Here is a 24,602-nt window from a genome sequence, read left to right as displayed (position 1 = left end):
GTCAACGGCTGAGCTGCAGCGACCGTGCGTTGACATCCCACATCGGCGGAATGGAAACGTCGTGCAGCCAGGCAGTCACGAAAACCGTCGCGTCGGGCGATTTACGTCGTCAGCAGCCCCGGCAGTGTTTCGGTGCTGTCACCGAAGCGATCCACTGCAACTCCGGCCTGCTGCAGCATTGCCAGCAGCAGGTTCGACATCGGTGTCTCCGCGCGGCACTGCAGATGCTGACCGGTCCGGAACGTGCCGCCTCCCCGACCGAGTGTAATGACCGGCAGATTGATGTGATCGTGCCGGTCACCGTCGCTGATGCCACTGCCGTAAAGGACCATCGAATTGTCCAGCAGCGTTGTTCCGTTCGCCTCTTCGACAGTCATCATCTTTTCGATCATGTACGCCAGAATCGAAATGTGGTACCGGTCGATTTCGCGCAGCTTGGCGTTCTTGTCGTCTTCGTTGCCGTGGTGAGAAAGCTCGTGGTGTCCGTCGGTGAAGCCCAGCCACGGGTAGTTTCGATCGGTGGCTTCCTTGGTGACCATGAAAGTCGATGCGCGAGTGCTGTCCGTTTCGAATGCCAGCACCATCAGGTCGCACATCAGTCGCAGGTGTTCGTCGAAGTCTTCCGGAATACCTGCCGGCCGGGCGAAATCCGTCCCGGAGATGTCGGCGCTGACGGCGGAATTCTGGATTCGCCGTTCAACTTCGCGGACTCCCGTCAAATACTGATCCAGTTTTCGCTGGTCCGGGCGGCTGACTTGAGTTCGGACCCGATTCGCGTCGTCGATGACGTAGTCCAGAATGCTCTTGCGATAGAAATCGCGTTCGGCGACCGTCGACTGCGTGAGCTTGCTGCTGCCTTCGGTAAACAGCCGGTCGAACACCAGCTTCGGATTCATTTCGTAAGGAGCCGGCGACGTTGCCGTGCGCCAGGAAATGTGAGTCTTGTAAGTACCGCTGTAGCCGAACGCATTGCCGGAACGCGGTGATTCGCAGCCGAGTTCCAGGCTGGGAAATCGCGTCGCGCTGCCGACATGGTGAGCGTAGAGCTGATCGACGGAGATTCCGACCTTCACGTCATCCTGAGTGCGGAACGCCTGAGCTCCTGTCAGAAAACTGGCGGATCCCTGGCCGTGTCCGCAGCCTTCGTCGTCGCCGTTTGTCATCGCGGTGTTATGTGTCAGCCCGTGAAAGCAGTTCAGGTAATCCCGCGCGAAGGACAATGGCCGCAGCGTCTCCGGCAGGTCCGTCAGGACACCGGCGTGTTCGGGGAACCATGTCGGCAAATGGACGCCGTTGGGCACGTACCAGAAGCACATTCGCACCGGTGGCTGACCGGCTGCGGTCGCGGATGCCGCCCGGGCAACCGTCGGCTGCAGACATTCCAGCCATGGTAATGCAAGCGCCGCGCCCATGCCTCGCAGGATGGAACGTCGGTGGAAACGCGGATTGGGATGCGGGGTGTTCATCGTTGTGTCTCGTGTTGTGCTGCAGTTCCACAGGAAGCGACTCTGACTGTGGCACCACAACGCTGTTGTGTGCCGCTGGTCAGAACAGACGTTCTCAGAAGGGCGAAGCCATGTTGAAGATTGCGTTCGATGGCGTAGTCATCGCAGTGAAACGGTCACTGCGCCGAGTGGTCAGCGGCACTATTCCTGCGAAACACCACGGTTCTGGAAAGTGTCACTGGCGACAATACCGAACAGGATTGTCTGGAAACAGAACTCATCGCGAACCAACTGTTCGCGGATGGATTCCACCGTGCAGTAGTCACCGGGCTCCAGACCCCGGCCCAGCGCGTATGTTAGCAGGTTCTCGATCAGGCAACGCGTGAATTTCCGTGTCTCAGTTGCTTTGAGTACCTGCCGCAGTCCTGCCGCGTCGTCAAAGCGGCGCCCCCCGGCCAGCTCACCGGAAGGATCAATCGCAAAGTCACCGTCGGTGTTGCGCCAGCGACCGACGGCGTCAAAGTTTTCCAATGCGAAGCCCATGGGATCCATCTGGCTATGACACGACGCGCATTCCGGATTCGCCCGATGCAGCTCCAGCCGTTCACGAAGCGAAGCCGATTCCGCTGCCTGCTGGCCTTCATCCAGCGGAATTACTCCCGGAGGCGGTGGCGGCGGAGGTGTTCCCAGAAGCTGCTGCAGAATCCACTGTCCGCGCTTGACGGGTGACGTGCGGTTGTGGTTGGAAGTCAGCGTCAGGATGCTGGCCTGAGTCACAATGCCGCCGCGCCGGTCATCGGGAAGCGATACCTGCTGAAAATCGGCACCGGCTGTGTCGGCCAGGTCGTAGTGCTGCGCCAGTTCCCCGTTGATAAACGTGTAGTCGCAATCCAGAAGTTCCAGAACGCTGCGATTTTCACGGAGCACGTATGCGAAGAACCGTTCTGTTTCCTGACGCATGGAATCGCGAAGTGAATCGCTGAATGTCGGAAACAGGTCCTGATCGGGAGCCACACCGTTCAGATGGCGAAGCTGCAGCCACTGGCCTGTGAAATTGGAGACGAACGCCTGCGACCGGGAGTCGGCCAGCATTCGGTTGACCTGTTCCGGAAGGTGTTGTCGCAGAGTTCCGTTTTTCGCGTCGTTCAGCAGAGCTTCGTCCGGCATCGTGCTCCAAAGAAAGTACGACAGCCGGCTGGCAAGTTCGTAGTCGGTCAGCGGTCGATCGTCGACAGCGTCATCGGGTTCGACCAGAAACAGAAACTGCGCCGACACCAGCACCGCTGTCAAAGCTACCTGGCAGCAGCGTTCGAAACTCTCACCGCGATCATGAGCCATCCGGAAAACGCTGAGCAGCCCGGTTAGTTCATCCTTCGAGATCGGCCGCCGGAAGGCTCGTTCCGCGAACCGTGCGATGACCTGATTCGCGCAGTTCAACCGTGCCTCGTCACCGAAATCAGGAATCGTGAACAGGAGCCGCCGATGCGATTCCGGCAGACCGTCGGGTTCCGTGGGAACGGGACCGCGCACGACCATCGAATCAACATGCAGCCCCCGATCGCCTCCGTACCGCTGGTCTCCGCTGACGTTGGCCGCAACTTCCTTCGGTACGACGAAGTTCTCACTTTCGGCCTGGCCGGGAGCCAGAGCGACCGACACCTGGTTGTCGCCTTCCGCGACCGTCAGCCAGTAGCGGTACACGACCGTTTCGTCCTGCACGCGAGTCGCGTCGACGGTTCGCTGATCCGTGCCGAAACCAATCACCAGCTTCGGCGGCGGAACGGACTCCGCAATACCGACACGTACCAGACTAAAGTCCGCCAGATACCGGCCGGGAGCCAGATGGTGTTCAAACTCCACGGCAGCATCAGCGGGCAGAGGATAGGTTCTCAGCCCGATCAGTTCGGCGGGCGAATACGGTTCGACGTCGGGCAGCACGATCGCCGCATCCATCACGCGTTCGGCTGCGTCAAAGTACTTCTCGATATGGACCGGAGAAATGTTGAGCGCGGAACCGACGTTGTCGTACCCGAATCCCACGTCATCCGGCGGAAAATCGCGGGCCGGATCCAGATCCATTCCGACAAGGTCGCGAACGGTGTTGTTGTATTCCTGTCGGTTCAGACGCCGGATCACCACCGCCGGTGAACTGATATTCGCGCTGCATTGAGCGGCCAGAAAATCCGTTTCGATCCAGGCGACCACCTGCCGCGTTTCCTGGATTTCCGGCTGAACGGAATCGGCGGGAGGCATCACGCCGGCTTCAATCGCGTCCATGACGCGCAGCCACGTCTTCCCGGCACTCAGCGCAGCCGCCTGATTCGGAAACGCATCCAGAGCAATCCCGCCCTCCGCGGCGCCCTCCATATGGCATTCGATGCAGTACCGGTCGAGAAACGGAAGCACTTTCGACTGAAACGCGTCTTCGTTCTGCTGAGCGCTTGCACTTGGCACGGAAACGACCGCGAAACAGCAGATCGCGACCGCGAAAGCTGTCCTGCGGAATGACAGCGCGTGGCGGGAAGAATTTGAAGTCAGGCCGGTCACGCAGGCACCTCGGTTTCAGGTGTTGAATCACACGAAGCCCACGCTTGCCATCCTACCTGCCGACACGTTGCAATGCGAGTTGCGGCGACGCTGAAAAGCCGGATCGCACGTTCATGTCTCCGCCCCCTTCAGAAGCAGCGTCCGCGCATCCACCTCTCCCAGGCGAAGCCGTCCGGGAGAGGTCGCACGAGCGAAGCGATGTGCGGGAGAGGGCTGACCGCGCGTTCCGCGTTCTGGTAACGCAGAGCGACGAACGCGCGGTCGTGGCCCCCCCGAACTTGCTTCGCTCGTGCGACCTTCCCTGCTGGCCTTCGGCCGGGAGGGGTGCATTGAAGCCGTCCGGCGCAGCGTCCGCGCATCGACCACCCCCAGGCGAAGCCGTCCGGGAGAGGTCGCACGAGCGAAGCGATGTGCGGGAGAGGGCCGACCTCGCGTTCCGCGTTTCACTGACGAAGCATCAAAAGTCCAGATACACAATGCGGCCGGGAATCAGTCGCACGAACTTCACCTTGTAGGGCTGAATGTCGTTGGCGTTCTGTCGAGCTTCGACACGCACAATGTTTTCCGAACAGTTGATCAGCGGCCGTGATGATTCGAAGAACCAGATCCCGTTGCTCATCCGGTAACCACCCATTCGCTGCACGGTGATGTGTTCTTCGGCGCCCATGTCTCGCACGGCCAGCATGGCGATGCGAGGATGTTTGTCTTCGGGAATCGGATGCGACACTCGCGTGTAGGTTTCACCAATCGTCCCCGGCGGCGGGCCTTCACTGAAGAATCCGGCGTACGCCATCGACACACCCGCCGGCCCGCAGCAGGCCATCGCGGGCATGGCGCATCCGGCAGCGAGAAAGCCGTCGTCGGAACCGTACCAGTCGGCTCGCAGAGAGGGCGACGTCATCAGGGGCATACACAGCAGGCTCACGGTCAGCAGACGGTTCAGTTTCTTCATATTCAGTTCTCCCATGATCGACGGCAACGGAGGCATCGGATTTCAGCGGACCGTCAACGTTACCACCTGCCGCCCGCACTGCAGTGAAATTCGCGTCGGCGGCGGTTTTTCCGGCCCGTGCCTGGTCCGGCAGTCTCAATCAGGGGGCACTGAGAAACTGTTCCGGTCAGAACACCTGTGACCGGACCGCAAGGCGGCATTGTTCCGGTGGTGCCGCGCGTTCCGCTGCACGACGTTTGCGGCGGCATCGCACGCCTGCGAGACTCAAGTCATTCCACTCACAGACGTCCCCGCGAGACTGCGATGCTGCCATGGCGGACTGGAGCGACTACTTTCGACTCATCGCGGAATGCGAAACGCTTGGCTACGGACCGGCGCGAACCGCCGTTCTGGAACAGGCTGTCCAACTGGCGGATACGCTGGGTGACCGCGATGCTCAGTACGACACGCGAATGCTGCTGGTCGCCGCAGCAAGTTTCGGCGGAGCGGGTGAGCGGGCTCTGGTGGCGTTCACCTGGTGCCTGAACGAATTCGATTCCTCGCCGGAACGTCGTGATGAACATCAACTGCTGTGGGCGTTCAAGTGGATTCTGGGAAGCCTGCCGGATTTCGTCACCGTGCCGCGCAGCCGCATTGAAGCCGTGCAGAACGATTTTGAAGCACGTCTGAAGCAATTTGGTCACGGCCTGGCACCGCTCTACAAACTGAAATGCCGCAATGCCATTGACCTGGGCGATGTTGACGATGTGCGCCGGTGGCACAGTGAATGGCGGACGGCGCCTGGTGATTCGCTGCAGGATTGTCCGGCCTGTCAGACCAGCGCGGAAGGCCGGACTCTGCTGTTTCTGGGTCGCATGGAAGACGGATTGCGAGCACTCGAACCGATTCTTTCCGGCCGACAGCGCTGTCATTCCGTTCCCGGTGCGACTTACGCAACCATCCTGCGTCCGCTGACACTGCTGGGGCGCGACGACGAAGCAAAACGATATCACCGCCTCGGCTACCGCGCAGTGTCGCGCAACCCGGACTTTCTGAGCTCCGTAGCTGCGCATCTGGTTTACGCCGTGCGGCTAAAGGACACCGATCAGGCATCCCGCATGTTTCAGAAGCACCTTCCCGTCGCAATGGATGTCCGTGAAGACGACATGCGGCGCGAATTTCTGGTTGCGTCCTGGATATTTCTGGAACACCTTGCCGCCGTTTCCAGACGCCGCCGCAAACTGGTCCTGCCGCAGGGACTGGAATGCGTTCGCGATGACAGCCTGTACGAACCTGCAGAGCTGGCCACATGGTTTCAGACACAGGCAGCCGGCATCACACGTCAGTTCGACGAACGCAACGGCAACGATTTCTACACACGAAAAATGCACCGCCTGTCGGAATTCGCGCTTGGGAAGGCGGTTGATGGTGATTCGAATTCGAAATAGCCCGGAACACTGCACGAGGGGAACCAGTGTTAATAAAAATCCCGGATGCCGTGAGGCACCCGGGATTCCGGTCTGAACCATTCTTTGCCGGCAGCAGCGCCGATCACGAAACCAAATTGCCCGGATGTGTCGTTGTCTGCAGGCGATGTCGAACTCTGGTCGTTGTCCGGAACAGCCGGTGAATCGTCCAATGACGCGAACTCCTGTTCCCCGTATGGTCGAACGTGGCGGAGCTGATGTTCGAGTCTAGCGGCCTCGCTTTCCACCACCGCCACCGCCACCACCGCCGCCACCGCCACCGCCACCGCCGCCACCACCGCCGCCACCGCCACCGCCACCACCGGAGCTGGAGTCACGGACGTCGATCGTGGTGTTCGACTTCAGGCTGCCGTCAAACAGGTCCTGGATTTCGATCTTCTGCTTTCCAGTTGTCGTCAGCACAACCGTGAAGACATGCTCTCCCGCATCCGCTGCCGTGAACGTGTACGTTGTGGGAAGAATGTCGCCGCTGCCCGAAGGACCTTTGAACGAAATCGTGCCGCGGTAGCTGGGGACGACATTTCCGTACTGGTCAATCGCTTCGACAGTGATCGTGAACGTCGTCCCGACTTCGACATTTGACGGGGCTCGCATGTTGAACCCGACGACAGCACCGGCAGCGATGTGAATGTCAGTCTGCAGGTACAGTGTTCGGCTTGTGCCGATATCCACGACGGACACTGTCGAACTTCCTGATTCCATCATCGCGATCGAAAACGTATGCACGCCCGCGTCGGCGGATGAAAATGTGTAGTCACCGGAGACTGTGGCATTCGCGTTATCCGTACGCAGGCCGATCGTGCCTGCATAGTCGACCGCAACGTTTCCGTAGGCATCGCGGACCGTGACAGTCACCGACTGAGTTTCACCCGCCGCAACATCCTGCAGCGGTGTCACCGTTGCGTACGCTGCGGCTCCCGCGCGGACTGCAATGCCGGTTTGAGTCACGGTGACGCTGCTGTCCGCGTTGACGGATGCGGTGACGCTGTGCGTTCCGGCCGTGTAAAGAGTGACCGGAATGGTCTTCGAGCCTGCGTCAGCCGCACTGAAGTAGTAGCTGCGCGCGGGAACTCGCGGATCCGACGTCGTCACCGTCACATATCCCGTGAAAACGGTCGACACGTTTCCGAAGGAATCGAACATCGTCAGCGTGAGTGACTGCGTTTCTCCAGCCGTAGCCGCCGCCAGCGGAGTTGCGGTCATCGTGACACCCCAGCCCGGAGTAACTTCGATGACCTCGCTGCCGCTGATGGAAGCATCGTCCACGGACGTCGCTGTCAGCGTCTGCGTTCCCAGCGTCATCGGTGTGACGGTAAACGTCCCGACGCCGTTCTGTAAAGCAGCGTCGCCGGATGTGATCGATGCCGCATCTGAGGAGGACAGATGGACAATTCCGTTGTACCCGGCGGCAACGTTTCCAAACGGATCGACGGCTGCGATTTGCACGGCGTTGGCCGCACCGATGTACCCTCCGCCGCCGACGAGCGACAGTGCTGACGCCTCCGCGGCGTTCACCTGAATCGGATTCGTGCTGGAGGAGTAGCCTCCGGAAGTGTCGGTTGCTGTGATCGTCTGGCTTCCGGCGGTTCGCAGCGTCACGGCGAATTCATGACTCCCGCCGTCTGCGGCACTGAATGTGTAGTCGCCGGCCAGGCCGGCCTGCGAATCCGAACTGCTCAGACGCACCGTGCCCGCGTATTCGCCGGTTGCGTTGCCATAAGCATCCGTTCCCGCAACCGTCACGATCAACGACTGGCCGGCCGTTGTGACGGAAGCCTGCGCTTCAATTGCAAATCCTGCGGTCGCTCCAGCCTGAACGGTGATCGTTCCGGAGGCATCCGGCAGGAACGGCGAAGTTACCGAATATGACCCCGCTCCGGCCTGGAACAACACCGCGGCGTCGGTAATCGTGGCGACTCCTCCATCGGCTGCCGAAAAAGTGTACGACACGGGAATCGTTCCCGGTGCGCCGCTGATGCCGACGGTTCCCAGAAAGTCCGTGACGACGTTGCCGCTGGCATCCCGAGCCGTCACGGTCACTGCAAACGGTGCACCGGCGATCGTCGACGCTCCGCTGCTGACGACAAGCTGCGTCGCGCCGGCCAGCAGTTCGCGATCATTATTGGCGTTGTAGCTGATGCCGACTCCGCTGCCGGCGCCGCCGGGTGATGAAGCAACAGCGTCGAGCACGTCATCGCCGTCGATATCGCCCAGTGTGATGTCAGTTCCGCTGGCTGCCCCGTAGCTGGTTGGAGCGTAGAAGTGTCCGTCGCCGCGTCCCAGAATCACGACGCCAACGTTGGTGACGATATCGGCGACGCCGTCATTGTTGACATCACCGACGGTCAGCTTCGTGGCGCCGGCCACGGAGTACTGTTGCGATGGCGATTCATACAACCCGCCGGTATTGCCTTCGTAAATTGAAACCAGACTTCCGTCGGTTGCAATCAGTTCGACCATTCCGTCCAGATTAAGGTCATAGGCTTCAATGTCGGTGGCACGATGACCCGTGTTGACCCATTGCCGCGACTGGAAGCTGCCATCGCCGTAACCGGACAACACGGCAACAATGCCGTTTCCGTCGGTCTGAATCAGGTCTTCGTGGTCATCGCCGTCGACGTCACCGACTTCAACGTACCGCCCCGTCGGTCCGATCGAACTGTTGTGATGCCGGTCGAAATAACCGGTCCCGTCGTTGTGGTAGTATTCCGTTGTTCCGCCATACGAAAAACTGGCGGTGACGACGTCTTCGTAACCGTCTTCATCAAAGTCGCCGACTTCGATGTCATTGGCGTAGGCTCCCACCAGGTAAACGTGCGGAAGTTCAAAGGATCCGTCGCCGCGGCCGTGCAGCATGTCAATCGTGCCGCCGTGATTTGTCACGACGTCCAGATAACCGTCGTGGTTAAAGTCCGCCACGGCCATCGTCGTTCCGGTACCGCCCGAAGGAGTATTGATGCCGGGCTGGAACGTTCCATCACCGTTCCCAAGCAACACACTGATGGTGCTGGCCGAAGAATTCAATTCCACGATGTCGTTGATGCCGTCGGAGTTGAAGTCGTGCACTTCGACCTCGGTCGGCGTCGTCCCGGCGGCGACGCTGACCGGTGTGAGCATCGTCAGCAACTGCCGACTTTCCAGATTCTCGGTAGACAGCCGCTGCGGCCGACGGGCTTGTCGACGACGCTGAGGCCGCAGTCGCGCTGCGATGGATTCCAGCCATTGGATGTTCATACTTGCTTCCTGTGAGACGAGATTGTGAAAAGAACGAACGCATGGAACACAGACTGTCTCGGGCGGATCCGTTTGCAGCGGAATGCTCGACGGCTGCTGTCGGTCAGACGGGTGGGATTCCCGACGGTGTTCGATCGGCTCAATCTGCCGACCGTCCGCAGACAGGAACAGCCGATCGGAGGAGCCGAACGGGCGTTCAGGGTCCGCCAAAGTTTCAAAAGAAATTTCGGAGCGATCGGCACTGCCGCAAGGGCTGTGGTTCAAAGCGTGTCACGGACACACTGGCGACCGAGACATGTCGAGCTTTTCCTTACCCAGGCGACAACGTTCGCAGGCGATGCAAAGCGGCTCGGGGCGGGCGGTACTTCGGAAGTCTGCCGGTTGCGCTGGGCGAGTCATGTGGCTCCGCGCCATCGCCGGTCAGCGCGGCCTGAATGAACGGCTCACCGGACTCGGCGCATACCGGTTCTGCGTCAACGGAAGTCACGTCGCCGCGGGACCGCGGGCGACTGTCAGAACGCAATCACGCCGAACGCGATTACGGCGGCGAAGGCGCTATTCTTCTTCTTCCGCCCAGTACTCGAAGTCACGGGCGTAGCCGGCCCAGTCGGCGTAACGTTCGGCCTCGTCGCGGACTTTCTTTGACTTGTCTTCCAGCAACGCCTGCACCATTTTCTCCGTGAGCAATCCGATATTCTTCAGGCCCCAAAGTCCCAGAATTCGCGTCTGAGCGTCGCTGCTTTCCAGGCAGGATTCGAAGTACGGAGCAATGCGGCGGTCCGGCAGATGGCGGTTGCAGATAAAGACCAGCGCCCAGATGATTTCGCGATAGGTGGCGGAGTCGTTCTTTTCGTTATCGCAGCACGCCAGCATCCGCGTCACGGTATCGGGATGGGACAGATAGTGGTCGACGCTGCGGACCAGGTTTCTGGCTTCGCTGTTGATTTTCCGTGCCGCCTTAAGTTTCTCGGCGTCGCTGCCTTCGCGCAGCAGACGCATCAGTTCGGCCTGCTGCCGGCTGAGCGGTGGTGGCGGAACCTTGCTGAGGTATTCCTTCTGAGCCTTGCCGTTCAGCGAATCCAGAAAGCCCTTCTGCAGCAGTTTGCGGGCCGCTTTGTGTGAAATCTTTGGTTTCTGCACGGCCGCCGGCTGATGCTGATCCTGTCCGCCGGACTGTTCACGCAGCAGAGAACACAGTGCCAGCAGCGGAGCCTTCTCGTCTGCGTACGCACAGAACATGCTGGCTTCCGAGTCGAACCTGATACCTTTCAGCTTGTTTGCGCGAACAAGCCGGCGGGCGAGCTTTTCCACCGCATAACCACCCGCGTCCGGTTCCGGAAGACGGTCTTCGAGAAGATTGAATTTCGTAAGAATCACGCTGAACGTGTCGTCGTGTTCGACAAGCTGACAGGGAAAACAGTCATCTTTCGCACTTTGGCGACGGCTGTTCTTCTTCGGCATCGTTGTTCCTTCGGGACTACGCGCGGGACTACGCGTCGTGCAGGGCCTGCAGTTCGGTCATCAGCGCTGAGCGCAGCGATTCCAGCACGCCGGAATCGGTGACCTTCCGGCCGGACGCGTCGACAATATAGAACACGTCGACGATCTGATCGATCCGTGTGGCGATGCGAGTCAGTTCCACCGACATGCCGTGCTGGTGCAGCGTGAGGGCCAGCGTGTACAGCAGGCCGGGACTGTCCATCGCGAACACGTCAACGACAGTGAATTTTTCCGAACAGTCGTTATCGATGGAAACCTGTGGCGGCACTTTCAGGAATGATTTCGCCTGGCGTTTCATGCGAAAGACGCTGCTCTTGCGAAAGATGCTGTCCACCGAAATTTTTCCGGTCAGCACATCAATCATCGCCTGCGAAACACTGTTGATGCGGGCATCAGGCACGGGACCGCTGAAGTCGTTGTCGATGACCTGAAAACAGGCGATCAGAGTTCCGTCGGCCATTGTGCAGGACTGAGCCGTGCAGATGTCCATTCGCAGTCCCGACAGGATGCCCGCCATCTTGTGAAAACTGCCGGGTTCGAACGCCGACGATGCCAGGATGCGATATCGCACCGTATCGGTTTCCGCATCATGCTGGCCTTCAATGCGGACTTCTGCATTGCCCAGTTGCTGCATGATGTCCAGGTCGCGGGCGATGCGATCGGGGTTCTCCGTCATCAGATAAAAGGGCGGCAGCGCGTTCAACTGCTTGTCGATCCATGCGGACCACTCCGGACCGGAATGACCGGGGATCGGAACAATCGACTGTCGCACGTGTTCGCGGATGGTGTGCAGCCGCTCCTGCTCCATATGCTGAAACGGCCGGCCGCTGACGATCTCCATCGTTCGGCCGTAAAGTTCCGCCAGCAGTTCACCCTTCCAGTCGGTCCAGACATCCGGCCCGACGGCTCTGATGTCGGCAACGCTGAGCACGTACAGCATTCGAAGCTGTTCAGGCGATCCCACCAGCCGAGCGAAGTCTGTCAGCAGTGACGGGTCGGTAATGTCGCGTCGAAACGCCAGGTCCGGCATCACCAGATGGTGCCGGACGAGAAACTTCATCATCTGTTTCTTGTGTTCCGCCATCTGCAGGCGCGTCGCAACGCCTTCGCAGATTTCAGCGCCGATGATGCTGTGATCGCCTTCACGTCCCTTGCCGATATCGTGCATCAGCAGCGAAAGATGCAGCGTGGCCTTGTGGCGAACACCCTCATACGCCGAACCGACGGGAGATTCATCACGCGCCAGCGCCACAACTTCGTGAATCGTTTTCAGCGTGTGTTCGTCGACCGTGTAGCTGTGATACTGATTGAACTGAATCAGGCAGCCGATTTCGGCGAACTCCGGAATCAGCCACTGCAGAATACCGGTTTCGTTCATCATCCGCAGAGTCTGCGGCAGTCCGTCGGCGGTTCGCAGGATTCTGCGAAACCGCTGAGTCGCTTCGCGCGACAGGTTGCGGGGAAGGTGGGGAGCGATCTTGCCGATGGACTTGCGAAGCCACGGTGCCAGGCTCAGCTCTTCCGTCGCTGCGTAGAGAAAGGCGTCCAGCAGGGCGACCGGATCGTTCCGCAGCCCGGCGACGGCGGCGGCGTCCAGGTCCAGCACGTCGTTTTCAATCTTGTAGCCATCGGGCGTGCGCGAAGGCAGAATGGCCTTATAGAATCGCTTCAGGATCGAAGGCGACTGCGGCACTTCCGTTACGCGGCGTGTGATTTCCGACACCTGCGACGTCTGCCGGAAATATTCCTGCATGAAGATTTCGACGCCGCGCAGGGAGTCCCGGTCGCCGGAGATTTTCCCGTTGGCAAGCTGAAGCTGCAGTTCGCGAGTCAGCACGTCCTGTTTCAGCTTCGCCTGGCAGTGCAGCCGGACTCGCAGCGTCGTCAGGAATTCGTCGGCGCCCGTCAGGGCCGCCAGTTCGCGAGTGCGCAGTTCGCCGTGTTCCAGCATCGTGGCCGGATGGGAATCTCCGTGACGAACAAAGGTCACCCAGCGCAGCAGGTGCAGATCTCGCAGTCCGCCCGGCGATCGTTTGACGTCCGGTTCCACCTGATTGACGGAATCTCCGCGAGCCATCCATTCCTCGCGCCGAGCGGCCACACACCGCGCGACGAACAGCTCCGGATTGTCTCCGCCGAACACGCGTCGCTGGACTTTCTGACACACGGCATCGAACAGACTTGCCGAACCGGTCAGCAGCCGCATTTCGATGAGTGATGTCGCAAACTGCACGTCCTCCAGAGCAAAGCGAACCACGTCGTCCGGTGAACGAATGCTGTGACCAAGCTGAAAACCGGTGTCCCAGCAGTCGCGCACGAAGCCCGACAGCATCGGAGACAGCCGTGCCAGCGACCTCGATTCGGCAACCAGCAGCAGATCCAGATCCGAATACGGCGCCGGTCGACGACGACCGTTGCCACCGACACAGACAACTGCGAACGGCGCGTCTTCCGAAACGCCCTGCCGGACAAGCTGGTGACGAACCATCGCCGTCAGCAGTTCGTCCAGCCGGTCGGAGTACCACTCACAGATTTCGATCCCGCTGTCGCCGGAACCGGAACGCTGCGCCGCCCTGTCGCGAAAGTCAGCGACCAGCCGCCGTCGTTCCGTAAGGCTGGAGACGTCGATTTCCAATACGTCGGTAGCAGACACGCGGAGACTTCCGTCTTTGTTCGAGTCAACCCGTTCCGTCGTTTGATCCGAGGCGACAGCGCGGCAAATTGGCGGTGGATCGAAAAACCTGCCTCAACATGAGCAGGCGAACCGGACTCAGGAAGTCTACAGCGCCACCGACCCGATGGAATACGCCAGAATTTCGTTGCCCACAGCAGAGAACCAATTCCCGGCGACAGATCGGCTGACAACAGGCACGAGGGCCGCCGCCCAGGCAACGTGACGGTAGTCGGTGATTGCCGGTCGGAAGTTGCTACGCACCGCAATTGGGGATACCTTGAACGCCTGCAGAACGTCTGCTGACGACTGTCAAACGCGGCTGCGAATCACGCCGATGGCCGCGAATTCCTGAATCCTGGCGGACCGTGGTGTCATGGCATTGCTGAGAATCGTTCACGTCGTGCTGGTCGTCGCAGGTTACTCAGCGGCGATTTCGTTAAACGCGACATACGCGGATGACACCCACAGTGGAAGGTCCGCGCCGAACAGTGATCGCGTGTCGTGGAACCGCGACATTCGACGCATTCTGGCGGACAACTGCTTTCAGTGTCATGGTCCCGATGCCGGAGCCCGTGAAGCAGACCTGCGGCTGGATCAGCGCAACACGGCCGTCGCCGATCGTGATGGATCCGCGGCGATCGTCCCCGGTGCTCCCGATAATAGCCTGCTGATCGAACGCATTTCCGCCGACGATGAATCGATTCGGATGCCTCCCGCCGCAACCAGAAAACGGCTGACCGACGAAGAACGAAAACTTCTGCACCGCTGGATCGAACAGGGAGCCACCTACGACGATCACTGGGCCTTCCAGCCGGTCGCGGACGTCGCACCGCCGAACGTCGACCCGGAATCGGCCAGGTACGTTCGCAACGGCGTCGATGCCTTCATCGTTCAAAAGCTGCGGGCCAGCGGCTTGCAGCCTTCCCGGCAGGCCGATCCGGCGACTCTTGTGCGACGGCTGTATATTGATCTGGTTGGGCTGCTGCCTTCGCCCGAAGTGGTGGAAGCGTTTGTCGCTGATCCGTCCGATGCCGCTTACGAACAGCTTGTCGACGATCTTCTGGCCAGTCCGCACTACGGCGAACGCTGGGGGCGACACTGGCTGGACCAGGCGCGATACGCGGACTCCAACGGCTACACCATCGACGGCGACCGCACGATGTGGCCGTATCGCGACTGGGTCATCAAAGCCATCAACGACGACATGCCGTTCGACACGTTTACGATTGAACAGATTGCCGGAGACCTGTTGCCGCACCCGACGAAGGGTCAGCTTGTGGCCACCGGATTTCATCGAAACACACTGATCAACGAAGAAGGCGGTACCGACGACGAACAGTTCCGCAACGAAGAAGTGATTGACCGCGTGAACACAACGGGAGCCGTGTGGCTGGGACTGACGGTCGGCTGTGCTCAATGCCACAGCCACAAGTTCGACCCGATTACTCAGGAGGAATTCTTTCGGCTGTTTGCATTCTTCAATCAAACGGAAGACGTCAACAACGTCGGTCCGACGGTTGAAGTTCGCGAGAACGAACTGCTGCTGGATCCGCTGCCGCCGAAACTGGCCGAAGCTCTGACGGATTCACAGCAGCGAATTGAACGACTACAGGCGACTCAGCAGGAGCGCCGCACATCGTGGGAAACGCAATACCTGGCAGCATCCGAACAGACTCCGGTCGCCATCGACTGGCAGCCGCTGCGTCCGGTGGAATTCGGCGCGAGATCGGCGAAGCTGAAGTTGCTTGACGATCTGTCGCTGCTCGCCGACCGCGGTGCCGAAAAGGAAACGTACGAAGTATCGTGCGAGCTGCCGCAATTGACGTCCGTGGCCGCGATTCGGCTGCGAGTTCTGCCGCACGAATCGCTGCCGAAGAATGGTCCTGGACTGGCCGACAACGGCAACTTCGTGCTGACCGGTTTTCGAGTGAAAGTCGGGGCGCAGTTGGTGGACATCGCCAGGACTCAGGCGTCTCACCATCAGGCCGGACACGCCGTGCAGAATTCGATCGACGGAAACTCGGGCAGCGGATGGGCCATCAACGTCACCGGCCGTTCCGATGTCAAAATGAATGCCGGGCACGAAGCGTACTACGTCTTCGATCCGCCGCTGCAGGTGGAGGCCGGGTCGCGGCTGGCTATGACTCTGGAACATCAGGCTCTGGAAGGCTTCTACAACATCGGGCGTTTTGCCATGGATGTTTCCGACCAAACACCCGGTCAGGTGACCAGTCAGGAAGTCGTGGCGGCGCTGCAAACGGAATCTTCGCAGCGCATCGATGACCAGAACCGTTTGATCGCGGAAGCATTCCTGCAGCAGGACACGGAATTGCTGGCCGCTCAGGCGGATCTGAAAGCCGCGCGGGAAGCGGCCGGCTTTGGCTCATCAACGCGCTGCATGGTGATGAAGGATCTGGCGGAACCCCGCACGACGTACCGCTTCATTCGCGGAGATTTTCTGCGACCGGACGTTCAGAGTGGGCCGCTGACGGCCGACGTTCCGGCGATCTTCCCGGCCATGTCGGTTGCCGAAGGTCAGACGCCCACTCGTCTGGATCTCGCTAAGTGGCTTGTTCGAGCGGACAATCCGCTGACGCCGAGAGTCTTCGTGAATCGCACCTGGCTGAAGTTTTTCGGCTCCGGCCTGGTGGTTACCGAAAACGACTTCGGCACTCAGGGATCATTCCCCACGCATCCGGAACTGCTGGACTGGCTGGCCTTTCGATTCGTGAAGGACGGCTGGTCGCGGAAGTCGCTTCACCGGCTGATCGTCACCAGCGCGACGTACCGACAGTCATCACGCGTGAGCAGCCGGGACGCTGCCGGCGGAGCTGGCGTTGCCGAGTCACCTACGGCGGATCGCGCCGGCCAGGTGGATCCGCTGAACCAGCTTCTGTTGCGTCAGAACCGACTTCGCTTCGAAGCGGAAATCGTGCGCGACGCGGCCCTGTGTGTCAGCGGCCTGCTAAACAATCGAATCGGCGGTCCCAGTGTCCGGCCGCCGCAGCCCGAAGGAGTCTACGCGTTTACTCAGCAGAACAAGAACTGGAAAGCCGACGCCGGCCCCGCCCGCTATCGTCGCACGATGTACACTCGCTTCTATCGCAGTGCTCCCCATCCGATGCTGACAACGTTTGACTCACCCGATTTTCAGTCCGTCTGCACGGCTCGCGTTCGTTCGAATACGCCGCTGCAGTCACTGACTCTGGCGAACGATGAGGGCCTGATCGAAATGGCGGCCGGTGCCGGCGTGAAACTGCTGCAGGATGTTCCCGGCACCGGACGAACTCAGGAACGGATCGAACACCTCTACAGAACCTGCTTCTCGCGCTCGCCGTCCGATTCGGAACGAAGCGCCGTTGTGGAGTTCTACCAAAGCGAGCTTCAACATTTTTCGGCCGACAGCGACGCGGCCAGGCAGATCGTCGGCCGGGAACTGCCGGAAGGGATTTCCGCCGCCGAAGCCGCATCGTGGACTGCCGTCGCACGGGCTCTGATCAATACCGACGAATTCATTACACGGGAGTAGTCCCGATCGCACTGTGTTCGCACACGAATTTTCCAGCTACACGAACGGTCCCGCCGCACGAACACTCCTGCCACACGGCCTCCTTCGGCAACTTTCGAGGCAACCCTGCCATGCTGACCGACCACAACACTCGCCGCCAGTTCCTTTCGACGTCCGGACTCAGCGTCGGTTCGATCGCTCTGCACAGCCTGCTGGCTGGCGACGCCGCAGCCGCCACTCACCAGGACATGACGCCGCGGCTGGGTCATCACGCGCCGCGAGCGAAAAACGTCATCTATCTGTTTATGGCCGGCGGACCAAGCCATCTGGAACTGTTCGAAGACAAACCGGCGCTGAAAAAGTACCACGGACAGTTGCCGCCCGATTCGCTGGTAAAGGGTCGACGGTTTGCGTTTCTGCCGAAGGGAGCCCGGCTGCTGGGATCGATTCGCCGCTTCGCTCGTTATGGCGACTGCGGCATGGAACTCAGCGAACTTCTGCCGCATCACCGGAAGATCGTCGACGAAGTCTGCTGGCTGCGAGGCATGTCGACGGACGTGTTTAATCACGGGCCGGCGAAGCTGTTCATGAACACTGGTTTTCAGGTGCCCGGCCGTCCCAGCATGGGTTCATGGGTGACGTATGGTCTGGGCAGCGAATCGCGTGATCTGCCCGGCTTCGTCGTGCTGCAGTCCGGTCCCCGAGGTCCTCGCGCGGGCAACGCACTGTGGTCTTCGGGATTCCTGCCTTCCACGTTTCAGGGCGTTCCGTTTCGAGGAACCGGCGACCCGATTCTGAACCTGACCAGCCCCGAGGGAATTACCCCCGAACACCAGCGGCGATTCTTCGATCTGGTCGGCACGCTGAACCGCGAACGCTACGACGTTACCGGCGATCCGGAGATTTCCACTCGCATCAACGCCTATGAAATGGCATTTCGGATGCAGAGCAGTGCTCCGGAACTGATGGACATCGGCTCCGAATCAGAATCCACACTGACGGCCTACGGCGCGGAGCCCGGCAGGAATTCCTTTGCCAACAACTGTCTGCTGGCACGGCGGCTTGTCGAACGCGGTGTCCGCTTTGTGCAGTTGTACCACACGGACTGGGACCACCACGGCGGCAAGGGACAGACGCTGACCGGCGATCTGGAACAGGTCTGCCGCGAAACCGACCAGGCGTCTGCCGCACTGGTGCTGGACCTGAAGGAACGCGGCCTGCTGGAAGACACGATCGTGATCTGGGGCGGAGAATTCGGTCGGACTCCCATGGGCGAAGTCCGCGAAGAAAAGGTCGGCGGTCGGGATCATCACATCGACGCGTTTACGCTGTGGGTCGCGGGAGGAGGTTTCCGGCCGGGACTGCTGTACGGCAAGACCGATGAACTTGGGTTTGCCGTCATCGACGAACACATTCACGTCCATGACCTGCACGCGACACTGCTGCACCAGCTTGGTTTCGATCACGAACAACTCACGCACCGCTTTCAGGGCCGCGACTTCCGCCTGACCGATGTCCACGGGCGAGTCGTCCGGGACGTTATCGATTCGTAAGACGAGCGACAGATGAGTCGTTACCTGCACGCGAGCCGCACGGCGCTAGCGCCCTGTCCATCGTGAATCGATGTGTGCCACTGGCTGTGCCAGTGCCCTGCACTCCGGAAAGCACTGGCACAGCCAGTGGCACACGACCCACCGATCCATGCCTGACAAAGCGCAAGCCGCGGTTGTGTTTGCAGGGAACCGGGGATACCGCCCGACGTCTGGCCGGTAAACTCACATCTGCCGCACGCCTCATAACGGCGACCCGCTGACGAAGTTTTGCGTCGCGTGTTCTCGAGAACGTTCCGCGGGAATGTCGGCAATATTCGCCGGGTGTGCCGCGCGGGAAACTCTGGCCGGATCACAGTGATCGGCCGCCGGTGCCGCAGTCTCTGCCGATTTCGCCGCGAATTCCCGAGCTGTGATTCCGGAGCGCCGCGATTTCATTCCCATCGGCGACATTCTGCCGTTGCGTCAAATTCTCACGTGTCGCAAAACACTCCGCCTGAATCGCCCCAAGATCAAGGAAGGCCCTGCCTGCGACACCTATGACAGCATGACAGTCCCCTCGTTCCGGCAAGGAGGCCGGTATGACCCGAATCGTGTTTGCGCTGCTCGCCGTTGCCGTCCCCGCGGGACTCTTTGCCGCGGATGACCTCGGCTCAGTACCGGAACAATGGAATCCGATGGCCGCCACGGTGCGAATTCGGATCACAGAATCCGACCGAACTCAGGTCGGTTCCGGGACGATTATCCAGAGCAGCCCCGGATACGCTCTGGTCCTGACGTGTGCCCACATCATGGACCGCGCCGGTGATGACGCTCTGGTTGAAGTCGACGTCTTTGGCGAAGACGAAAGCCGCATTTATCTGGGTGAGATCGTGGGTCACCACATCGATTCCGATGTCGGCCTGATTACCATCCGTCCCATGAAAGTCTTGCCGTTCGCGCAGGTTGATTTGTCTTCGGACGAAATCGCAAAAGGCGATCCGGTGATGAGCATCGGGTGCAACAACGGAGCACGGCCGACGTCCCAGCAGATTTCCGTGCGGGACGTCAATCTGTACCTGGGAGCGGACCATCTGATCTGCGCCATTGCGCCAATTCACGGCAGGTCCGGCGGCGGACTGTTCGATAGCGCCGGACGGCTGATTGGCGTATGCAGCGCGGCAAACCGCAAACTGGACCACGGTCTGTATGCCGGCCGCGGCGCGATCTATGAAATGCTGCAGCGGCACGACCTGGTGAAGCTGGTGCAGGCCGATCAGACAATCTCTGGCGTACGCACGGCATCTCAGACATCGTCGGAAGCTCCCGTCCGTACGGCAGCGGGAAGCAAACCTTCTGACATCGAGGTCGAATAATCGTCGACTCGACAGATTCCGCGAGAATCCCAAACAGCATCGATCCGTCTGCGCAGCGCCGGGCACGACACCCGGTTGTGTCAGCGCTGGACGGGCGCGGACGTACCGGCTTCTTCCCGGTGTGTCACCTGCGTTCACAGGATGCGACAGGTGTCGGCGCAACAAGAAACCCCGTGACCGAAGTCACGGGGTTCTGTTCATGTGACGAAGTCTGCAACTACGTTAGTTGCAGCATGTCGACTGGCACGAGCTGCATGTGCCGCAGCTTTGAACCGGGATCTGTTCCGTGATTGTCTGCGGAACCATGCGGCAGACAGTCACAGGAACTTCCTTCTGCACCTGAAACGGCACGCTGACCGTGTACGTCTCGGTCTTTTCTTCCGGGACGCAGTTGATCTTTGTGACGGTGTAGGTCTGGGTTCGTTCTTCGGGGACGCATTCCGTGAAGTTGACCGTCCGCGTTTTCTGCTGCTGTTCCGTAACGGTGAAGTTGACGGTGCGAGTGCGTTCTTCCGGCTTCATCACGGTCGTGGTGTAGGTGTACGGGACTTCTTCCGTCACCTGGCGAGCCACGCGGATCGTGCGGGTGCGAGTTTCCGGCTTGCAGACCGTCACGGTGTACGTGTACGGCACCTGCTCCGAAACCTGACGCGCGACCTGAATCGTGCGAGTCCGTTCTTCCGACTTCATCACGGTCGTGGTGTAGGTGTACGGTACCTGCTCGCTGACCTGGCGCGCGGTCCGCACTGTTCGTGTGCGGGTTTCCGGCTTCATCACGGTCGTGGTGTAGGTGTACGGGACTTCTTCCGTCACCTGGCGAGCGACCTGGATGGTGCGAGTCTTGGTTTCGGGACGATACTTCGTGACGCTGTAGGTGTACTGTTCCTGAACCTGCTGCTGTTCGTAGGCTGTGTACTCAACCTGAGACTGCACGACGTTGGGAACCCAGACGCGCCGTGTTGCACAGGCTGTCTGGATGGAACCACAACCGCTGTCGCACGACGCAATCGTGGTCGAACAACCGCCGCAGGAAGAACCGCACGACGACGAACCACAGGACGAGGTGCCGCAGCCGGAACCGCAGGCGGAAGCACAGGACGAGCCACACGACGATTCAATTGCACCGCAACCGGCGGAACATGTCGAGATCGGCTGCTCTTCCCAGTGACCGAGATCCTGGCAAACCGTTCGGGTTCGAGTGACCGGAACCGTCTTGCAAAGCGTGCGAGTTCCGGTCTGTTCTTCCTGATAAGGCACCTGCACTGTGTAGCTCTGTTCCTTGTCTTCCATGACTGTCTTGAAGATCGTGCGCGTTCCCTGTCGCTGTTCCTGAGTCGGCACCTGAACGGTGTAGCTCAGTTCCTGATCGTCATAAACCGTCTTGCAGACAGTGCGGATTCCCTGACGCTGTTCCTGAGTCGGTACCTGAACGGTGTATGTCTGCTGCTGTTCGTCGAAGACAGTCCTGCAGACGGTGCGAGTTCCCTGACGTTCTTCCGGCGACGAAATCATGACCGTGTACGACTGTTCCTGGTCGTCGAAAACGGTCTTGGTGACAGTGCGTGTGGCCTGACGCTCTTCCTGAGTCGGCACCATGATTGTGTAGGTTTCCTCACGGCTCTTCTGAATCGGAACCGACACCGTATAGGTCTCTTCCCGGGTCCGCTGGTGAGGAACCATCACGGTGAACGTGCGTGTTCGTTCTTCGGTGACGGGAACCTGCTTCATGACTGTGTAGTTGCGAGTCCGCTGTTCCTGGCGGTACTCCGTCGTTGTGATCGTTCGCGATTCCGTGAACTGCTGCGGGACCATAATTGTCCGCGTGACAGTCTGGAACTGCTGACCACATTCGGCAGACGCACACCCGCTCCCACCGCATGATGCTGTGCCGCACGACGCTGTCGCACATGACGCCGTGCCGCATCCGGTGTCGCAGATGCTGCCACAAGAACTTGTGCAGGACGTATTGCACGGACTGCAAACGGGGTAACACTCACCGGCAATCGCCGTAGTGCCGCAGACCGCAAACAGCGCCAGCGGCAGTTTCCATTTGTTCAACACTTGTTTCTCCTTCTGTGAATCGAAGTTGTTCAAACCCCCGGACGCAACGACCTTCCGTGCGCCATGTCAAACTATGCAGACCGGCCCTCGAAAATCCTCTGCGTTTCGTGTCGCATAATTCGCCGGACGGATTGCGGTTCATCGAAAAGCCGTTTGACTCCCTGAAGACATCAGAGAACCGACTCAGACACGTGGTGTGAGACAGTTTCCACAGCGAGTGAAGGGATCGGGATGCACCTTTCGATGGGCCGCAGGGCCAGATTGATTTTTGATCAATTATTGGAACTCAAAGACCAGCGCGTATTTGACCAGCGAAACGAAAAACGAAAAGCGCGCCGCGCCCAGGATTTCCAGGGAATGCCGGAAAAAACAGAACCGGTTTCGAATGAAGACGCCGCATCACTGTCCGTCGACTCAATCCGCGACAGGCTCATCCTGTTCAGAAAGATTCCTTTGCGGGACAGCTGCAAGGCCCCAAATGTAAAACAGGGAAGAATGCAGGTGTTGCGCGAATGCAAGGGCCGCTCAAGACAGATCGACAGAAGTCCACTGCGCCGGAAATCAGACGGCACGTGCCCTGTTGTCGATCCGTTCGTCACACTGTCGCATGCTTAGCGGTGTTCAGAATCATCCCTGGAATCGTCGACCTCGGCGGCCGTCGAATGCCCGGCGGCCTGATCCGGCAATGTCACGCGAACTCGCTCCGCTCGCGCATGGCGAACTTCCAGAATCTCCGCGGTGGCGCCGTGGAACTCAATCTTCGCTCCGGCTTCCGGAATCTGACCGGCGCGAGCCATCAGGTAGCCGGAAAACGTATCGACGTCTTCGTCATCCAGGTTCAGATTCAGAACAGTCTGCAGCTTTTCGATGGCGGTGCTGCCATGCACGATGAACTGCCCCGGGCCATCCGGCACAATGTCCGGAGTTTCCATGTCGAATTCGTCTTCCACGGAACCAACGATCTGTTCCAGCACGTTTTCCAGAGTGACGATTCCGCTGACGGAACCGTATTCGTCCACCACAAATGCCAGGTGCTGGCGAGTCGCCTGAAAGTGTTGCAACAGCCGGCTGATGGGAATGGTTTCCGGAACGTGTTTCGGCGGACGCCGCAGCGATTTCAGATCGATGTCGTCGTCGGCTGTCAGACCAATCAGATCCTTGATGTGGACGACTCCCACGACCTTGTCCAGCGATCCTTCACACAGCGGGAACCGAGTGTGACGACTGCGGCGCGCCTTTTCGATGCAGTCGTCCAGCGACTGCGAAACGTCCAGCCATTCCACATCAACACGGGGGACCATGACCTTCCGGCAGATCATGTCGTCAAATTCAAACACGGCGTTCAGCAAGTGGTGTTCATGACGCGTGACGTCGCCGTGAATGTGAGCTTCCCGGATCAGCGCCCGAATTTCGTCTTCGCTGTGAGGAGTACTGTGTCCACCGGCGCCATGGATACCGAAGCGTGCAAGGATCAGCGACGTTGTCCAGTTCAGACTGACCAGCAGCGGATACGAAAAGATGTAGAACAGCTTCATCGGCACTGCGCACCACAGCACCATCTGCTCCGACCGGCGAATCGCAAAGATCTTCGGCGCCTGTTCGCCGATCACTAGGTGCAGCCCGGTGATCGCCGTGAACGCGACGATAAACGCGATGGTGTGGACGGCGGTTTCGGACGTGATTCCCACCGCGCGGAACACCGGCGCCAGCAGGCGGGCAAACGCCGGTTCGCCCACCCAGCCCAGCGCGAGTGAGGCCATCGTGATGCCGAGCTGGCAGGCGGAAAGCGATCCGTCGAGCCGTTCCACCAGCCACTGAGCCGTTCCGGAAAACGGCCGTTCCTGCCGCACCATTTCCTGAATCTGGCTGCCTCGCACTTTGACGAGTGCAAACTCGGCGGCGACAAAGAACCCGTTGACTGCCACCAGGATCAGAGCGATGGTGACCTGCAGCAAATCACCGGCGGCAGACGATGCCCCGGCTGAGTGTTCTCCCGCCGCAAGCAACATCGGTTGAATGAACGTCTCCATAGGTGTCAGAACTGTCCCGGAAATCGTCGGTCTGCTGGCTTCGGAGACTCGCAGCGACGCCAGGTCCCCGAAAGATCTTGCAGCAGTCTAACGCCGGTACCACTGGAAATGTAGCCGCCGTAGCTGACCGTCCGGCCGTCCCGCATTCGTGTCACCACGAAGGACTTGAACAGCACGAAGTAATCATTGGACGAAACGTCTGATGCCGACATTCGGCCGGAAGACGCTGAAGCTGATCAGAGTTTCCTGGCGAACTCTGAACGACCCGGCGGTTATGCGG

At 60.0% G+C, this 24,602-nt stretch carries 13 protein-coding genes; 5 read left to right on the top strand and 8 right to left on the bottom strand.

The genetic code is table 11. The annotated features are described in order from the left end of the window. Window positions 1-101: 101 nt before the first annotated feature. The 3 genes from R3C19_20460 to R3C19_20450 all read right to left on the bottom strand — a co-directional run bounded on the left by R3C19_20460 (window position 102) and on the right by R3C19_20450 (window position 4,944). Window positions 102-1,466, bottom strand: coding sequence for a DUF1552 domain-containing protein (locus R3C19_20460; GenBank protein MEZ6062724.1), 1,365 nt, complete (start codon window positions 1,464-1,466; stop codon window positions 102-104). A gap of 180 nt (window positions 1,467-1,646) precedes the next feature. Continuing rightward, on the bottom strand, window positions 1,647-3,899 hold the full coding sequence (locus tag R3C19_20455; protein MEZ6062723.1) for a DUF1592 domain-containing protein: 2,253 nt from the start codon (window positions 3,897-3,899) through the stop codon (window positions 1,647-1,649). Window positions 3,900-4,449: 550 nt separating this feature from the next. Next, window positions 4,450-4,944, bottom strand: a complete 495-nt coding sequence (locus R3C19_20450; protein ID MEZ6062722.1) for a hypothetical protein — start codon at window positions 4,942-4,944, stop codon at window positions 4,450-4,452. A gap of 311 nt (window positions 4,945-5,255) precedes the next feature. Between R3C19_20450 and R3C19_20445 the strand changes: the two genes are divergently transcribed. Continuing rightward, window positions 5,256-6,371 carry a hypothetical protein gene (locus R3C19_20445; protein MEZ6062721.1) on the top strand — a complete coding sequence of 372 codons (1,116 nt, stop codon included), beginning with the start codon at window positions 5,256-5,258 and terminating at the stop codon, window positions 6,369-6,371. A 246-nt stretch (window positions 6,372-6,617) separates the two neighbouring features. Here the strand turns inward: R3C19_20445 and R3C19_20440 are convergent, their stop codons facing one another. The 3 genes from R3C19_20440 to glnD all read right to left on the bottom strand — a co-directional run bounded on the left by R3C19_20440 (window position 6,618) and on the right by glnD (window position 13,797). Next, window positions 6,618-9,644 (bottom strand): VCBS repeat-containing protein, encoded by a 3,027-nt coding sequence (locus R3C19_20440; protein ID MEZ6062720.1) that lies wholly within the window; start codon window positions 9,642-9,644, stop codon window positions 6,618-6,620. A gap of 555 nt (window positions 9,645-10,199) precedes the next feature. Continuing rightward, window positions 10,200-11,105 carry a hypothetical protein gene (locus R3C19_20435; protein MEZ6062719.1) on the bottom strand — a complete coding sequence of 302 codons (906 nt, stop codon included), beginning with the start codon at window positions 11,103-11,105 and terminating at the stop codon, window positions 10,200-10,202. Window positions 11,106-11,133: 28 nt separating this feature from the next. Then, a complete protein-coding gene (glnD, locus tag R3C19_20430) occupies window positions 11,134-13,797 on the bottom strand; it encodes a [protein-PII] uridylyltransferase (GenBank protein ID MEZ6062718.1) in 2,664 nt (887 codons plus the stop codon). Window positions 13,798-14,191: 394 nt separating this feature from the next. Between glnD and R3C19_20425 the strand changes: the two genes are divergently transcribed. From R3C19_20425 to R3C19_20415, 3 genes are all read left to right on the top strand, one after another. Beyond that, complete coding sequence (locus R3C19_20425) at window positions 14,192-17,347, top strand: PSD1 and planctomycete cytochrome C domain-containing protein (GenBank protein ID MEZ6062717.1); 3,156 nt, start codon at window positions 14,192-14,194, stop codon at window positions 17,345-17,347. 110 nt (window positions 17,348-17,457) lie between these two features. After that, entirely contained in the window at window positions 17,458-18,879 is a 1,422-nt protein-coding gene (locus R3C19_20420) for a DUF1501 domain-containing protein (protein ID MEZ6062716.1), read from the top strand. Between the two features lie 578 nt (window positions 18,880-19,457). Then, a complete protein-coding gene (locus R3C19_20415; protein MEZ6062715.1) occupies window positions 19,458-20,231 on the top strand; it encodes a serine protease in 774 nt (257 codons plus the stop codon). 222 nt (window positions 20,232-20,453) lie between these two features. Here the strand turns inward: R3C19_20415 and R3C19_20410 are convergent, their stop codons facing one another. Beyond that, window positions 20,454-22,043 carry a hypothetical protein gene (locus R3C19_20410; protein ID MEZ6062714.1) on the bottom strand — a complete coding sequence of 530 codons (1,590 nt, stop codon included), beginning with the start codon at window positions 22,041-22,043 and terminating at the stop codon, window positions 20,454-20,456. A 480-nt stretch (window positions 22,044-22,523) separates the two neighbouring features. Here R3C19_20410 and R3C19_20405 point away from each other — a divergent pair, with 480 nt between their 5' ends. After that, a complete protein-coding gene (locus R3C19_20405; GenBank protein MEZ6062713.1) occupies window positions 22,524-22,907 on the top strand; it encodes a hypothetical protein in 384 nt (127 codons plus the stop codon). Here the strand turns inward: R3C19_20405 and R3C19_20400 are convergent. Next, the gene (locus tag R3C19_20400; GenBank protein MEZ6062712.1) at window positions 22,904-24,322 is read right to left on the bottom strand and encodes a hemolysin family protein; all 1,419 of its coding nucleotides are present in this window, start codon (window positions 24,320-24,322) and stop codon (window positions 22,904-22,906) included. The two genes, R3C19_20405 and R3C19_20400, sit on opposite strands and share 4 nt — an antisense overlap. Window positions 24,323-24,602: the final 280 nt, after the last annotated feature.

Source organism: Planctomycetaceae bacterium (genome assembly GCA_041398785.1).
Classification (GTDB): Bacteria; Planctomycetota; Planctomycetia; order Planctomycetales; family Planctomycetaceae; genus JAWKUA01.
This window is presented reverse-complemented; position numbering and strand designations above follow the sequence as displayed.

What these genes read in the sequence shown, in the direction of transcription:
- R3C19_20400 (MEZ6062712.1), bottom strand. Translation starts at nt 24,322, where the DNA reads ATGGAGACGTTCATTCAACCGATGTTGCTTGCGGCGGGAGAACACTCA.
- R3C19_20445 (MEZ6062721.1), top strand. Translation starts at nt 5,256, where the DNA reads ATGGCGGACTGGAGCGACTACTTTCGACTCATCGCGGAATGCGAAACG.
- R3C19_20435 (MEZ6062719.1), bottom strand. Translation starts at nt 11,105, where the DNA reads ATGCCGAAGAAGAACAGCCGTCGCCAAAGTGCGAAAGATGACTGTTTT.
- R3C19_20440 (MEZ6062720.1), bottom strand. Translation starts at nt 9,644, where the DNA reads ATGAACATCCAATGGCTGGAATCCATCGCAGCGCGACTGCGGCCTCAG.
- R3C19_20415 (MEZ6062715.1), top strand. Translation starts at nt 19,458, where the DNA reads ATGACCCGAATCGTGTTTGCGCTGCTCGCCGTTGCCGTCCCCGCGGGA.
- R3C19_20425 (MEZ6062717.1), top strand. Translation starts at nt 14,192, where the DNA reads ATGGCATTGCTGAGAATCGTTCACGTCGTGCTGGTCGTCGCAGGTTAC.
- R3C19_20405 (MEZ6062713.1), top strand. Translation starts at nt 22,524, where the DNA reads ATGCACCTTTCGATGGGCCGCAGGGCCAGATTGATTTTTGATCAATTA.
- R3C19_20420 (MEZ6062716.1), top strand. Translation starts at nt 17,458, where the DNA reads ATGCTGACCGACCACAACACTCGCCGCCAGTTCCTTTCGACGTCCGGA.
- R3C19_20410 (MEZ6062714.1), bottom strand. Translation starts at nt 22,043, where the DNA reads ATGGTCCCGCAGCAGTTCACGGAATCGCGAACGATCACAACGACGGAG.
- R3C19_20450 (MEZ6062722.1), bottom strand. Translation starts at nt 4,944, where the DNA reads ATGAAGAAACTGAACCGTCTGCTGACCGTGAGCCTGCTGTGTATGCCC.
- R3C19_20460 (MEZ6062724.1), bottom strand. Translation starts at nt 1,466, where the DNA reads ATGAACACCCCGCATCCCAATCCGCGTTTCCACCGACGTTCCATCCTG.